The organism is Faecalicatena orotica, from assembly GCF_003149245.1.
Lineage (GTDB): Bacteria > Bacillota > Clostridia > Lachnospirales > Lachnospiraceae > Faecalicatena_A > Faecalicatena_A orotica.
The window spans coordinates 205,353-218,740 of the sequence record NZ_QGDL01000002.1 but is presented as its reverse complement, the minus strand read 5'-3'; the positions used below and the strand labels follow the sequence as shown (position 1 = coordinate 218,740).

General features: G+C 42.4%; 12 protein-coding genes and 1 pseudogene. 5 read left to right on the top strand and 8 right to left on the bottom strand.

Annotation, left to right across the window (positions count from 1 at the left end; genetic code table 11):
* Positions 1 to 14: 14 nt before the first annotated feature.
* The 8 genes and pseudogenes from A8806_RS04840 to A8806_RS04810 all read right to left on the bottom strand — a co-directional run bounded on the left by A8806_RS04840 (position 15) and on the right by A8806_RS04810 (position 6,776).
* Positions 15 to 1,001, bottom strand: coding sequence for a translation initiation factor 2 (locus tag A8806_RS04840; RefSeq protein WP_109730053.1), 987 nt, complete (start codon positions 999 to 1,001; stop codon positions 15 to 17).
* Positions 1,002 to 1,010: 9 nt separating this feature from the next.
* The gene (locus tag A8806_RS04835; RefSeq protein WP_109730052.1) at positions 1,011 to 1,448 is read right to left on the bottom strand and encodes a DUF4869 domain-containing protein; all 438 of its coding nucleotides are present in this window, start codon (positions 1,446 to 1,448) and stop codon (positions 1,011 to 1,013) included.
* Positions 1,449 to 1,524: 76 nt separating this feature from the next.
* Positions 1,525 to 1,614, bottom strand: a pseudogene (locus A8806_RS27180) (SEC-C metal-binding domain-containing protein); the annotation flags it as partial.
* Between the two features lie 865 nt (positions 1,615 to 2,479).
* Positions 2,480 to 2,602, bottom strand: a complete 123-nt coding sequence (locus tag A8806_RS26740; RefSeq protein ID WP_278321098.1) for a hypothetical protein — start codon at positions 2,600 to 2,602, stop codon at positions 2,480 to 2,482.
* Positions 2,602 to 3,210 (bottom strand): protein adenylyltransferase Fic, encoded by a 609-nt coding sequence (gene fic / locus A8806_RS04825; RefSeq protein WP_109730050.1) that lies wholly within the window; start codon positions 3,208 to 3,210, stop codon positions 2,602 to 2,604. The genes A8806_RS26740 and fic overlap by 1 nt, the downstream gene beginning before the upstream one ends.
* Before the next feature lie 167 nt (positions 3,211 to 3,377).
* Complete coding sequence (gene iolE, locus A8806_RS04820; protein ID WP_109730049.1) at positions 3,378 to 4,277, bottom strand: myo-inosose-2 dehydratase; 900 nt, start codon at positions 4,275 to 4,277, stop codon at positions 3,378 to 3,380.
* Positions 4,278 to 4,365: 88 nt separating this feature from the next.
* Positions 4,366 to 5,376 carry an inositol 2-dehydrogenase gene (gene iolG / locus A8806_RS04815; RefSeq protein WP_109730048.1) on the bottom strand — a complete coding sequence of 337 codons (1,011 nt, stop codon included), beginning with the start codon at positions 5,374 to 5,376 and terminating at the stop codon, positions 4,366 to 4,368.
* 350 nt (positions 5,377 to 5,726) lie between these two features.
* Positions 5,727 to 6,776, bottom strand: a complete 1,050-nt coding sequence (locus A8806_RS04810) for a LacI family DNA-binding transcriptional regulator (protein ID WP_109730047.1) — start codon at positions 6,774 to 6,776, stop codon at positions 5,727 to 5,729.
* Between the two features lie 287 nt (positions 6,777 to 7,063).
* Here A8806_RS04810 and A8806_RS04805 point away from each other — a divergent pair, with 287 nt between their 5' ends.
* The 5 genes from A8806_RS04805 to A8806_RS04785 are packed head-to-tail and all read left to right on the top strand — an operon-like array spanning position 7,064 to position 13,387.
* Positions 7,064 to 8,440 (top strand): ABC transporter substrate-binding protein, encoded by a 1,377-nt coding sequence (locus A8806_RS04805; protein WP_109730046.1) that lies wholly within the window; start codon positions 7,064 to 7,066, stop codon positions 8,438 to 8,440.
* Between the two features lie 16 nt (positions 8,441 to 8,456).
* Positions 8,457 to 9,329 carry a carbohydrate ABC transporter permease gene (locus tag A8806_RS04800; protein ID WP_109730045.1) on the top strand — a complete coding sequence of 291 codons (873 nt, stop codon included), beginning with the start codon at positions 8,457 to 8,459 and terminating at the stop codon, positions 9,327 to 9,329.
* The gene (locus A8806_RS04795) at positions 9,329 to 10,189 is read left to right on the top strand and encodes a carbohydrate ABC transporter permease (RefSeq protein WP_109730044.1); all 861 of its coding nucleotides are present in this window, start codon (positions 9,329 to 9,331) and stop codon (positions 10,187 to 10,189) included. Before A8806_RS04800 ends, A8806_RS04795 begins: the two co-directional genes overlap by 1 nt.
* Before the next feature lie 23 nt (positions 10,190 to 10,212).
* Positions 10,213 to 11,541, top strand: a complete 1,329-nt coding sequence (locus A8806_RS04790) for a glycoside hydrolase family 32 protein (protein ID WP_109730043.1) — start codon at positions 10,213 to 10,215, stop codon at positions 11,539 to 11,541.
* A 10-nt stretch (positions 11,542 to 11,551) separates the two neighbouring features.
* Positions 11,552 to 13,387, top strand: a complete 1,836-nt coding sequence (locus A8806_RS04785; protein ID WP_109730042.1) for an alpha-amylase family protein — start codon at positions 11,552 to 11,554, stop codon at positions 13,385 to 13,387.
* Position 13,388: the final 1 nt, after the last annotated feature.

The window sequence follows — 13,388 nt, the reverse complement described above, 5'->3', positions numbered from 1 at the left end:
TGTATGACTTATATCTACGAATCACTGGAATCTTTCCAAGAGAGACTTATATTTTCCATACTCTTTAAAATTTTATCTGATACTTCCGTTTGCAAATATACTTTATTTAGCACACGCTTATTATACTGTAGATAAGTACCTTGTGTTTTCTTTACTATCAATGCTGTAAAATATCTCTCCCAGCTTAAATACTCACTACTTTCCAAATAATCATACGGTGCCTCCAAAATCAAAGGAATCTCGCTATCTTGTATAATTCCTGAATTTAAAATCAACCACTCAAAAGATTCCGGCAGATACAGCACAATATCTTCTCGAATATCCAACAGCTTCATCAGCTTATCCATTTCCGAGCCAAATGCTCCACCGTCTGCTATAACCAGAACTTTCCCTTTCTTATGCTTGGTCAGATACGAAAAGATGTTTGACTTTCCTTTCGCAGAAGCACAATCTATCCGCCGCTCTTTACAAACAGTATTAAAAAACTGAAAACCTGAATTAGAATCCTCAGTAAGCAATAATTCAGGCTTAACTACGCATGTAAAGTCATCTTGGCCATACAGTTGATAAAGTTCGTTATATGTCTGCTTTAAAGAGCCATATTTACCAGAATTCTTAATTCCATAAACTTCATTCACACTATATGGCAATGCAGAAAGACTTTCTCTTGTCACAATAATATAATAATTGTCGGTCTTTTGAATATCTGCTGCAAATTCTTTTGATGATACAAATTCACTTATTTCATCAATAAACACAATACTATCTTTGAAAGAAGCCAACTGGGTCTGCCAACCCTTCCCTTCCAATACAACACACCTTTTACTGCACTGCAGCGCAACACCGCTTTTTGTTTCATTCTCATAATATTCACGTACCATATCAACTAATACTGTCTTGCCTGTAGCACTATCACCGCGAATTATTGTAATATTTCTTTTAATCTCAAAATCATATCGGATTCTTTTATTTTGAACCGTAATTCTATACTTCCCTTTCATGAATATCACCTATACAAGCTTCCCGGCAACCGGAATCAACTCTTTCATATTATGAACAATCTGATTCGTATTTAAAATTCTAATGGAAAATGCATCCCTGCCAAAATCCATCAAATGCCGGAGGTTAATTGTGAAATCCTGTTGTTCTGCCAACTGCAGTATCCATTTTGCACAATTATCTCCACAGGCAGAGGCATTAAATATCTTCTCGGGTTCATTTTTCATTAGTATCAAAGTTTTCACGCCCCCTGATAAACTGGTTGGTGGAATCTTTCCCATGACAGGGCTGTCTATCACTCCACTATCCAGCACTGTTGACTTATCAATATCTAGAATCATTCTCTTTGCCATAGAATCCATAATCCATTCATCTTCATATATATTTTTAAAATAAACTGAAGTATTGAAAATAGCCTCCGGCATCTCTCCATAAAATATGTTCAGCATAGTATTTTGCTCCTATATATCTATCATTTTGTAACATGATTAGTATACCACCAATGCCCCAAATTGAATAGCCCTTCTATCCCCACTTCTTCCCACAGCACTTCTTGTATTTCCTGCCGCTTCCACAAGGGCAGGGATCATTCGGATATATCTTTTTCTGTCCTCTTTCTACACTGCCATCCCGCATAAATCCTGTCTGAATAACCTGTGCATTAGAATCTAAATCAATACCAAAGCCTCTTTCTTCCAATTCCTTCTTCGATGAACTCAGCATATCAGCCGTCACGCTGCTCATAGGCACAAGTGTCGGAATGAGCCCTTCTGATTGCAGCGCCCCCACCCCCATTTCCGCTACTAATTCCTGCGGTGTGTACCCTCGATTTGACAGCATTCTCGTATGGTTATTAACCCTCATCATTATATCGGCAAACTTCATAAACCTCTGGTCACCTGAAAAGCAAATGTTCATTTCATTCAGCATATCCATAACATCATGAAAATCACATCCTAATGATACCCGGCTCCATATCGTGCAGACAATTTCTGTCACTTCTGTCTCCTCCAGATGCATTTCTGTGCTCAGAAATTTCTTCAATTCCTGATAAACCGGATCTTTGGACGGATATTTATGATCCATACAATCCAATACCTCCTCGTATCCCGGTATATAGAACTCTATGGCTCCCTGGCTCTTCTCAATTTCCAGATAAAGATTGTTTTTCAATATCTCCTTTATGATAATCTTCCCGTCTTTTATCACGCAAAGATTACATTCTTCGGGAACAGCCCGGAATATTTGCAGGAATTCTTCCTTTTTTACCTTGTACCCCGGACGTTTCCTATACATCCGGTACACGATTTCAACCGGTGCAATTCCATAAATCATAGCATGCATTTCCAGACATGCCTGCATCCATACAATCTGCTTTCTCAGATTACGGAATTGAGGAGTATTTATTTTCTTATAAGCGTCAATTACTTCTTCTGGCACTGTAACCGAATTGTCTGCATAAATAATGATATAATCTAAATCATACATCTCCTCCAATTTCTCCAATGACTCTGGCCTTGGCCCACCATGTTGCCGGTTTCATATTTTTTAATGCTGCCTTTAATTGGTACGCTTTATTCTTCTTTTCTCTTTTCATATCCATCACCGTAATTCTTCCGTCCTATAGACCGTGTATCCTTCGTAGTAGTAACTCGTATCAATGCCTTTCATATAAATCTCTCGGTCATCCACCTGATCTGTCAGTGCATCCTTCAAAAGATATTTTATTTCTACATCCTTTATTGGACTTCGCTCCATAGCAAGAAGGTAATCATTTTTGTCAACTTTGCTCCAATCAATGCACTTTTTCAACTCTTTCTTTAAAATCAAGTCAAGCCATATTCTGGTGCTGCGCCCATTCCCTTCTCTAAAAGGATGGGCAATATTCATTTCAACATATTTTTCTATAATTTCATCATAAGTTGACTGGGGCATAGCATCGATATTATCCAAAGCCGCATTTAGATACATCACCGGAGCAAATCTAAAATTCCCTTTTGCAAGATTAACGTCCCTTACTGCACCGGCAAAATCATATATTTCTCCAAATAAATATTGATGAATCTGGGCAAGCGACGAAAACTTCCCGCTTTCCATTTTTTCCAGATAACCGTTTTCAAACATCTCGAGAGCTTTCTTTTTACTTATCTTTTCTTCCGTTCGTGCCAATTCTACTGCATCGGTGATACCTAGTTTATTTTTCAGCGTCATAATATTCCATCCCTCCGTCGCGATTTTGTGCTAAATCGTAAATCTTCATATTTCCCTTTCATGCTATAAGTATACCATCTCCATATCCAATTGAACATAAAAAGCAGCCGCAAAATCAGATTCCTCCGATTTCACGGCTGCCAGTTTCATTTCAATATCCTCATTTATTATAACCCTGTCTTCTCCGCAATAAACTTTCTTGCTTTCATAGCATATTCAAGCGGATTTGCCTTAGCCGGGTCCTGCTCTGCCTCTACCAGCATATACCCTTCATATCCTGCATCCTCCAGCACCTTGAAGATAGGATCGAAGTCGATGCATCCGTCTCCGGGAACGGTAAATGCGCCAAGGCGTACACCTTCCAGAAAACTTAAGTTCTCGTTCTTTACCTTTTCTACAACTTCCGGACGGATATCCTTCAGATGTACATGTTTAATGCGGTCTACATATTTCGTTACCATCTCCAGAGGATCAGCCCCGCAGTATGTGAAATGTCCTGTATCAAACAGCAGGCTTACATATTCGGGATCTGTATTAGCCATCATGCGTTCTACCTCATCCGGGTTCTGTACAACAGTTCCCATGTGGTGATGGAACGTAAGGGCAATGCCGTATTCCTCTTTCGCGATCTTTCCAAGTTTGTTCATGCCTGTACAGAAAGTTTCCCACTCTTCGTCATTCATTACATATTTATGTCCAAATATCGGAGTATCCTGCATTCCCTGTACACTGTGGCTCTGCTCGGAAGCGCCGATTACCTTTGCTCCCATAGCCTTAAGGAAGGTAAGCTGTGCGCGGAAGTCTTTTTCTACCTCTTCGAATGGCTTTGTGATCAGGAATGAAGAAAACCACTGGTTGCAGATTTCGATTCCACGGAGTTCCAGAGCTTTTCTGAGCACCTCTGGGTCTTTTGGATATTTATTTCCTACTTCTGAACCTGTAAAGCCAGCCAGTGCCATCTCGCTGACACACTGCTCGAATGTATTCTCTTTTCCCAGATCCGGAAGATCATCATTTGTCCATGCGATTGGTGCGATTCCTAATTTTACTTTATTCTTATCAAACATTTTATATTCTCCTTTATTCCATCATATATTTAGTAAATTTTAGTAACTGTTCAGGACCATGAACAGTTACAAATTTTATTACTTTGGATTACATAATTTCAGAAATCTTAACTGGTCTGTGCTCTTCCAGTGACTTCTGAGCTGCGAGTCCCATTAATACCGGCTTCAGGCCATCTATTACATTCAGCGGAGTCTCTTTGTCGTTTACAATTGCATCGATAAAATCTGAGATTTCTTTTCCGTATGCTTCCATGTATCTCTCGAGGAAGAAGAACATCGGCTTCTCGCCTGTTACGCCTTCTGCATTGCTGATCACCGCGCTGGACTGGCTGTCATTGCTTAATGCAACCATTCCTTCTGAACCGAATACTTCCGCTCTCTGATCGTATCCGTAAACTGCTTTTCTGCAGTTATCGATAACTGCAATCGCACCGTTTTCCATCTGCAGTGTGATGACTGCCGTGTCGACATCTCCTGCTTCTCCGATTGCCGGATCAACCAGGTTCGCACCCTGTACGTATACTTCTGTTGCATCGCATCCAGCAAGGAAACGTACCATGTCAAAATCATGGATTGTCATATCAAGGAACATTCCACCAGATACTTTTACATAGTCGATGCTCGGCGGCTCAGGATCGCGGGATGTGATCTTGATGATCTCTGGTTTTCCAACCTTTCCTGCTGCAACTGCCCTCTGGACTGCCTCGAAGTTGTGGTCGAATCTGCGGTTGAATCCTACCTGGTATTTCAGGTTGGTTCCTTCCAGTGCTTCGATGACTTCTTTGATCTTATCGACATCATGGTCGATTGGTTTTTCACAGAAAACATGCTTTCCTGCTTTGATAGCTTCCAGTGAAATCGGTGAATGTGTATCTGTAGATGAGCAGATCAGAACTGCATCAATCTCAGGATCGTTGATAATCTCCATGTAATCTTTTGTTGTGTGCTCAACACCCATGCTCTTTGCCCACTCTGCTGTCTCATCGTTCAGAAACGGGTCTGCAACCGTCTTGATCTGTGCATCCTTTACTCTTGTGCTGATGCTTGTAATATGTACTCTTCCAATTCTTCCTGCTCCAATAATACCGACCTTTAACATAATCTTTTCTCCTTTTTCTTTTCTGATTATTCGATTTATGTGCCTTGGCGTGTCCGGACACGCCTCCTCTATGTGTTTATAATACCATTGCGTGCCCGGAAACGCAATATGGGATAATACACAATAATTGCAGATGAATTTTGTTGATTTTTACCATTTCCTCCTCTGAATGCAATCATGCCTGAATAGCAAGCATCCACTTCTTATAAGAATTCTTCTTTCTTGGGAATCGGTATCAAAAAAATATATCTTCTTTTGTTAGTTAATCAATTTAGGATGGTAACTGACAAAAGAAGATATATCCATCATAGTAAATATACACAGAATAGCTTTGAATGATCAAACACATTCTAGGGGAGACTAATTTCAGAGGTCCCCTCTGTTGTCTCTCTGCGTATCAGAATTGGGGGGACTGTACGGTGTATAGGCTCTTTCAAAGGAATGGGCTTTCTTTTCTTGCGTTCATTCATCTGCTCTACCAGTAGTTCCACTGCCTCATAGGCCAGTTTATCAATCTGCTGCCCAATAGTACTGATGGGAAGGATTGCCTCGCCAGATACCGGGGAGTTGTCAAAACCAATGATTCGGTAATCTTCCGGCAAAGTACCATATTTACGCACAATCAGGTTGAGAAGCACATTTGCATATGTATCACTAGAGACAAATATTCCTTTTTTGCAGCCCTTATAGCGCTGTTCCAAGTCCTTCAGAATCTCTTCCAGATGGCTTTGGCTGGATGCATGGGTATTCCCCAGCGCTTGAATAATAATTTCGTGCTTCAAATGATTTTCCCCGCAGAAATCTCTAAATCCACGGATACGCCCATAAGTAGGCGTGTCCTCTGCCGTAGGAGTGTTAATGTGTATCAGTATATCACATCCGTGCCTGGCCAGCAGACTGGCTGCCTGTACGGCTCCCATATAATTGTCCGTATTGACGCTGCATACATATTTGTCCTCCCGCTCGATTGTCACAATGGGAATCTGAAGGTCAGACAGTTCCCGGGACGGAATGGTATGACTCAGAATAATCATGCCCTCAATCTTATAAGACATCAGTTCCCTGATATATTTCCGCTCATTCTCTTCATTTCCATTTCCAATAAAAACCAGAAACTTGTAGCCAAAAGTCTCATACGTAGATAAAATTTGATCCAGCATTGCAGAATAATACCCCAGATAGAGGGTGGGGATAATGATGCCGATAAACTCTGTTTTGCCATTCGCAAGAATACGCGCCACTTTGTTTTCTTTGTAATTCAGTTTGACCAGAGCATCTGAGATAATTTGCTGATTTTCCAGCGTCAGGGAGTCCGGATTATTAAAATATCGGGAAATAGTGGTCTTTGAAAAATTTGTATATTTTGCGATATCGTCAAAGGTTACATTTTTTTTTCTCATGAAATCACGCTGCTTTCTGTTAAAATCAATAGTCACTTAATGGCAGTATAACAAAAATTAAGGAGAAGGGCAATGAGAATCGGTTAAGTAACCGGTTTTGTAAAAGGTGAACAAAGCAGGAATGGGATTTTCGTTTATTATTAACGAAAATCCCATTCCTAATTGACGTTTCGTAATTCGTATGCTATGATGTCACTATAAAGTAACCGGTTACTTTACCGGTTATTCATCTGTTACACGAACAGGCGACAGGGAATGTAATTTCCCAGATTAGGAGGATTGATGGAATGAGAAAACATGCTGTAAAAAGAGCTGCTGTGCTAGGGTTGGCTATGGTACTGACAGCTGCAACGCTGACCGGATGCCGCTTTGGGTTTGCGAGCGATCCGGATGACCCCAACGAAGAAAAAAAAGAAGTACCTATTGACACCTCAGTGGATACGTTTGAGTATGACACACAATTGGCCGGTGCAGAAATCACATTATTAAACTCTAAGGCGGAGATTCAGGTCGCTTTGGAAAAGATGGCAGAGGTCTTTGAAAAAAAGTCTGGCGTGCATGTTGAGGTAATGCCTGTAACTGAAGGAGATTCCCCTTACACCAAGGTAGTTAGTATGTACAATTCAGGGACACCTCCTACAATGGCAATTCTGGATACAACTGACGTCATTGCACTGGCAGAAGAAAAGGCCGCTGATCTGAGCAGTGAAGCGTGGATTTCAGAGGCGGAAGGCTATCTTACCGAAGTGAACGGAAACGTTTACAGTTTTCCGCTCTGCATTGAAGGCAGGGGAATCATATACAATAAATCCGTCATTGAAAAGACACTGGGAAGTAACTTTGATCCCAAATCTGTTGCCACGCTGGATGATTTTAAAGGACTGCTGGAAAAACTCAGAAAAGCCGGTATGGAAAACCCGGTATCCATGGCAAAAGAAGACTGGTCTCTTGGGGCACATCATCTACAATACATATATGAGACTTTTGACGGCACCTCTGAGGGCGCACAAGAGGCGATTGAAAAGATAAAGGACAAAACGTTGAATTTGGAATCCTATGGCCGGGTACAGCAGTTTTTAGATATGTTTGACGTACTCAAGGAATACAACGTGGCTAAAAGTGATCCGCTGGGCGCTGATTATGATGAGATGGCGATCGATCTTGCAGACGGGAAGACTGCATTTTGGTTTAATGGAAACTGGGCGTGGCCCAACCTGTCAGAGGCCGGAGCCGGAAATGAGGATGATTACGGTTTCCTTCCATACTTTATGAACAATAATCCGGATGATTTTGCCAACAGCAGGATTCAGGCATCTCCATCTAAACAGGTTATATTAGACGGCCAGATGGCCTCTGAAAAGGAACAACGGGCAGCAAAGGAGTTTATGAACTGGATTGTCTTTTCTGAAATCGGCCAGCAGATGTTGGTAAAAACCTGCAATTTAATACCTCCCTTTACCAACAATCCTTACGAACCGGCAGATCCGCTCAGCAGGGATATTTATGAAAGGGTGCAGTCAGATGAGGCGTTCAACGCATCGGCAATTGTTCCAAATGACCACTGGTCCGTTTTAGGAGCCGCTATGCAGAAGTACCTGGCAAACCGAAGTGACCGGACCGAACTAATCCAGTCCATTGATAGTTACTGGGAAGAACAGAAATAGGAAAGAAGGGGAATTAATGAAAAGAAAAAATAATGGAAAAGATTTCTGTATGTTTGCCTTACCGGGCATGTTCTGCTTTTTTGCAGTTGTAATGGTACCGTTTCTCTATGGAGTTTATCTGACCTTGACAGACTGGAACGGAGTTGCCAGAACGAAGAATTTCATAGGGCTTACGAACTTTCTGGGAGTAATTAAGGACGGACAGTTCTGGACTTCCCTGCTGCTGACTTTTAAGTATGTTATTTTGGTAGTTCTTCTGGTAAATATTCTGGCATTTTTCCTGGCCTATCTACTAACAAGGGGAATAAAAGGACAGAACTTCTTCCGGGCAGGTTTTTTTACCCCCAACCTAATCGGAGGCATTGTTCTGGGATATATCTGGCAATTTGTATTTTCCAGAGTATTTGTGAACCTCGGTGAGGCAACAGGATGGAATTTGTTCGGAGTCTCCTGGCTTTCCGATCCTACAAAGGCATTTATTGCTCTGGTGGTGGTGTCCGTATGGCAGCTCTCCGGATATATGATTTTAATCTATGTGGCTGGATTCATGGGATTGAGCGAGGATGTTATGGAAGCCGCAGGTATTGATGGCGCTACCGGATGGAGAAAAATGAGAAGTATTGTGATGCCGCTTATGATGTCTTCCGTAACCATCTGCCTGTTTCTGACATTATCCCGGGCATTTATGGTATACGATGTCAATCTGTCTTTGACAGCAGGAGCACCCTACGGAACAACAGCGATGGCAGCTATGCATGTATATGAGAAGGCCTTTACCTCCAGACAGTTTGGTGTTGGCCAGGCAGAGGCGCTTATTTTGTTCCTCATTGTAGCGTGTGTCAGCGGTATACAGGTATATCTGACGAAGAAAAAGGAGGTTGAAGCGTAATGAAGCAAAATACAAAAGGCAGCATTAAGAAAAAAACAATAAGTATGTTAACCACAGTAGGTCTGATAGTTATCTTTGCAGCCTATATGTTTCCATTTCTTATGGTAGTAATCAATTCTCTGAAGCAGAAGAGGGACATTATCAAGAGTCCGTTTTCCTGGCTGTTTACCATCAAGGGTCTGTCCTTTGACAACTTTGCCAAGGCGTTTACACAGATGGATTTTCTGAATGCTTTTAAAAACTCAGTATTTGTAACCGTTTCTGCCACTTTGCTTGTAACTCTGCTGGCAGCAATGCTGGCATATTACATAGTGCGCCACAATAATGTTATTTCCAAGCTTACTTTTGCGCTGATGGTGGCGTCCATGATTATTCCATTTCAGGCAATCATGATTCCACTCGTGAGCATCTACGGCGGGATGCTGAATCTGTTAAATCACAGGCTTACACTGATTTTTATGCACACAGGATTTTCCATGGCAATGTCAGTGTTTATGTTTCATGGATTTATCAAAGGAAGCGTACCCATTGCACTTGAAGAGGCCGCCTATATAGACGGATGCACACGGTCACAAACTTTCTTCAAGATCGTGTTTCCACTTCTAAAGCCCATTATCTCCACAATGGTCATTCTGAATGCGCTTGCATTCTGGAACGACTTCCTGCTTCCGTCGCTGGTACTGTCTGACAAGAAGCTGCTCACTCTTCCCCTGTCCACTTACAGCTTCTACGGAACCTATTCTGCAGATTATGGAACAATTATGGCAGGACTTCTGCTGTGCGTTATTCCGATCATGATTCTGTATATTGTACTGCAAAAGCAGATTATCAGCGGTGTTGTAGCAGGTGCGGTAAAATAAAAAATAAGAGAGGATAGTTTTGTATGACAAAGGATATATTGCACTTGAAAGCTCCGGGAAACTGGTTGAATGACCCTAATGGTTTTATCTATTATCAGGGCAGATACCATCTCTTTTATCAGTATTTCCCCTATGCCCCTGTTTGGGGAACCATGCACTGGGGGCATGCGGTCAGTGAAGATCTGGTACACTGGGAACATCTGGGAGTCGCACTGTTTCCTACAAAGGACTATGACAGAAACGGAGTCTTTTCAGGCAGTGCACTGGAGAAGGATGATAAGCTCTATCTCTACTACTCAGCTGTCAAATATCTGGGTGAGAGGGCGGATAACATTCATCAGGCAGGAGATGAGGGGTTTGAGACCAGCCAGGCTCTGGTAATATCAGACGATGGTATTCACTTTGACAACTGGAATCAAAAAAGGCAGCTCATTCCTGTGTGCAGGGATGAGGAACTGGCAGACCCTATGCACACAAGGGACCCTAAAGTATGGATGAGTCAGGATACTTTCTATATGCTTCTGGGGAGCACATATCGGGGGAAGATTGGACGTGCACTGTTTTACAAGAGCAGAGATGGTATTGACTGGGAGTATGCCAGTCAATACCAAAGTGAAGCATTTGGAAAAATATTGGAGTGCCCGGATCTCTTTTTGACTGACAATGGGTATGTGTTGATCGGGTCGTCAATAGGGGGCAAAGGCGATGGCCTGAAATATGCTGACCGGCCCTTCTGCACTCTGGCAGATTTTAATGATAAGAACTGCGAACTTAGCCTTTCAACCAACTTACAGCCTGTGGACTATGGGACAGACCTGTACGCACCTCAGACAAATCTGGACCGGGATGGCAGACGTGTAATGATCGCCTGGATGAGAATGCCCAAGGCAGTAGAAGCGGAGGGGGAAGCTCCGTGGAATGGACTTATGTGCCTTCCAAGAATAGTGGAAGTTCAGGATGGGCATATCTGCTTTCCTATTTATCCTGAGATAGATCGGTACATGAGCAGAAAAGTAAAGAATATAGAAGAATTAGACTGGAGTAAACCATTCCGTCTGAAAGCAACCACTTTACAAAAACAAGAACTGAATATCGGAGGTTACATAATCTGGATAGAGAAGGACCACATATGTACAGACCGCAGTCAGGTGTTTCAGGGATTGGAAGGTTATCATACCCAGTCCCAGACCCCGGCGTTGAATGGCAGGTACGAATTGGATATCTTTGTTTCCCCTAATCTGATTGAAATTTTTGTAAACAATGGGGCATATGTAATTAGCCATGTGGTATATGGACTGAAGAATGTGATCTCAGGTCATGTGGATCAAATACTGACTGGAATTAATAGTTGAGGAGAATAGCATGGGTAAGAGGACAGGAATTTTTCAGAAAAGATTAGAAAAACACCACGATGAGCTGAGATGGCTTTATATGGAGCTTTACGGAAATGGAGATATGTTTGCGGAGCTGTGTACTCAAATGCACAGGTATTACACAGAGCGCAGTCAGACGCTGCGCAGCCGGGATGAAAAGCGGATAAGAAATCCCCAGTGGTTTAAAAGCAATAAAATGCTTGGAATGATGCTGTACATAGATAATTTTGCGGGAAATCTAAGGGGCGTCCAGCAAAAGCTGCCATATTTGAAATCCGGAAATATAAACTGTATTCACCTGATGCCACTTTTGGATACTCCAAAGGGACGCTCTGACGGTGGGTATGCCGTAGCTGATTTTCGGAAGGTACGCCCGGATCTGGGAACTATGGAGGACCTCGCAAAACTTACGGATGCATGCCACTGCAATGAAATTAATGTTTGCATGGACTTTGTCATGAATCATACTTCCGATGAGCATGAGTGGGCCAGAAGAGCAAGGAGTGGAGACGGGGAATATATGAGCCGCTATTTTTTCTATAACAGCTATGACATCCCCAAAGAGTATGAGAAAACAATGCCCCAGGTATTCCCCACTACTGCACCGGGTAATTTCACCTATCTTCCAGAGATGAATCACCATGTTCTGACTACCTTTTACCCTTATCAGTGGGATCTGAATTATCAAAACCCCCGGGTATTTAATGAGATGATGTATAATTTTCTTTATCTGGCTAATCAGGGAATCGACATTGTACGCATTGATGCAGTTCCCTATATCTGGAAAGAGCTGGGTACCAAGTGCAGGAACCTTCCTCAGGTACATACCCTTGTGCGCATGATGCGTATGATATGTGAGATTGTATGCCCGGGTGTGATTCTGCTGGGGGAAGTAGTTATGGAACCGGAGAAAGTCGTACCTTATTTTGGCACCGTGGAAAAACCGGAATGCCATATGCTTTACAATGTGACAACTATGGCAACTATCTGGAACAGCGCAGCAACCGGGGATATACGACTTTTACGGCAGCAATTGGATATTATCAGCCAACTCCCAAAGCAATATACTTACTTAAATTATCTTCGCTGCCATGACGACATTGGATGGGGACTTGATTATGAAACCTTAGAGGGTTGGGGAATGAAGGAGACCAGCCATAAAAAGTTCTTAAATGACTATTATACAGGCAGGGTTCCAGGAAGTGTCAGCAGGGGAGAACTTTACAACGATGATCCAGTGACCCGGGATGCCCGGTTCTGTGGAACGACAGCCTCCATGTGCGGGATTGAGAGCGCAGGTTTTGAACAGAACCAGAAGAAGCTTACAGCTGCAATCCGAATGGATGTCACCCTGCATGCATTTGTACTTACCCTGACCGGTATCCCTATGCTTTACAGTGGGGACGAAATCGGTCAGGTAAATGACTACAGTTATAAAAGGGATCCCGAGAAATGTCAGGATTCCAGATATCTGCACAGAGGAACATTTCATTGGGAGCTGGCTGCTCTGCGGGAAAATAAGACTACAGTAGCGGGAAGGATCTTCCAAATGCTGAAAAAGCTGGAACAGATTCGTAAAACAGAGAAAGTATTTTCACCTGAAGCGGATGTCTGCACCTACGATGTAAAGGACGACGGGGTGCTCTGTATATCAAGAGAGATGGATGGAGAACGTTTTTTTGGCATTTTCAACTTCAGCGACCACCCCAAAACAGTATGGATACAGGAGACAGGAACCTTCGTCAGCCTACTCACAGGTGATGAGATCAATATGAGGGAAGTCTCTCTTCTGGAACGTGGATTCCTTTGGGCAATCTGCCATTAAC

Bases quoted from the DNA above. Each gene is read 5' to 3' on its own strand.
- fic (WP_109730050.1), bottom strand. From the start codon at position 3,210: ATGACGCTGAAAAATAAACTAGGTATCACCGATGCAGTAGAATTGGCA.
- A8806_RS04795 (WP_109730044.1), top strand. From the start codon at position 9,329: ATGAAGCAAAATACAAAAGGCAGCATTAAGAAAAAAACAATAAGTATG.
- iolE (WP_109730049.1), bottom strand. From the start codon at position 4,277: ATGTTTGATAAGAATAAAGTAAAATTAGGAATCGCACCAATCGCATGG.
- A8806_RS04805 (WP_109730046.1), top strand. From the start codon at position 7,064: ATGAGAAAACATGCTGTAAAAAGAGCTGCTGTGCTAGGGTTGGCTATG.
- A8806_RS04790 (WP_109730043.1), top strand. From the start codon at position 10,213: ATGACAAAGGATATATTGCACTTGAAAGCTCCGGGAAACTGGTTGAAT.
- A8806_RS04810 (WP_109730047.1), bottom strand. From the start codon at position 6,776: ATGAGAAAAAAAAATGTAACCTTTGACGATATCGCAAAATATACAAAT.
- A8806_RS04800 (WP_109730045.1), top strand. From the start codon at position 8,457: ATGAAAAGAAAAAATAATGGAAAAGATTTCTGTATGTTTGCCTTACCG.
- A8806_RS26740 (WP_278321098.1), bottom strand. From the start codon at position 2,602: ATGGATATGAAAAGAGAAAAGAAGAATAAAGCGTACCAATTAAAGGCA.
- A8806_RS04785 (WP_109730042.1), top strand. From the start codon at position 11,552: ATGGGTAAGAGGACAGGAATTTTTCAGAAAAGATTAGAAAAACACCAC.
- A8806_RS04840 (WP_109730053.1), bottom strand. From the start codon at position 1,001: ATGAAAGGGAAGTATAGAATTACGGTTCAAAATAAAAGAATCCGATAT.
- iolG (WP_109730048.1), bottom strand. From the start codon at position 5,376: ATGTTAAAGGTCGGTATTATTGGAGCAGGAAGAATTGGAAGAGTACAT.
- A8806_RS04835 (WP_109730052.1), bottom strand. From the start codon at position 1,448: ATGCTGAACATATTTTATGGAGAGATGCCGGAGGCTATTTTCAATACT.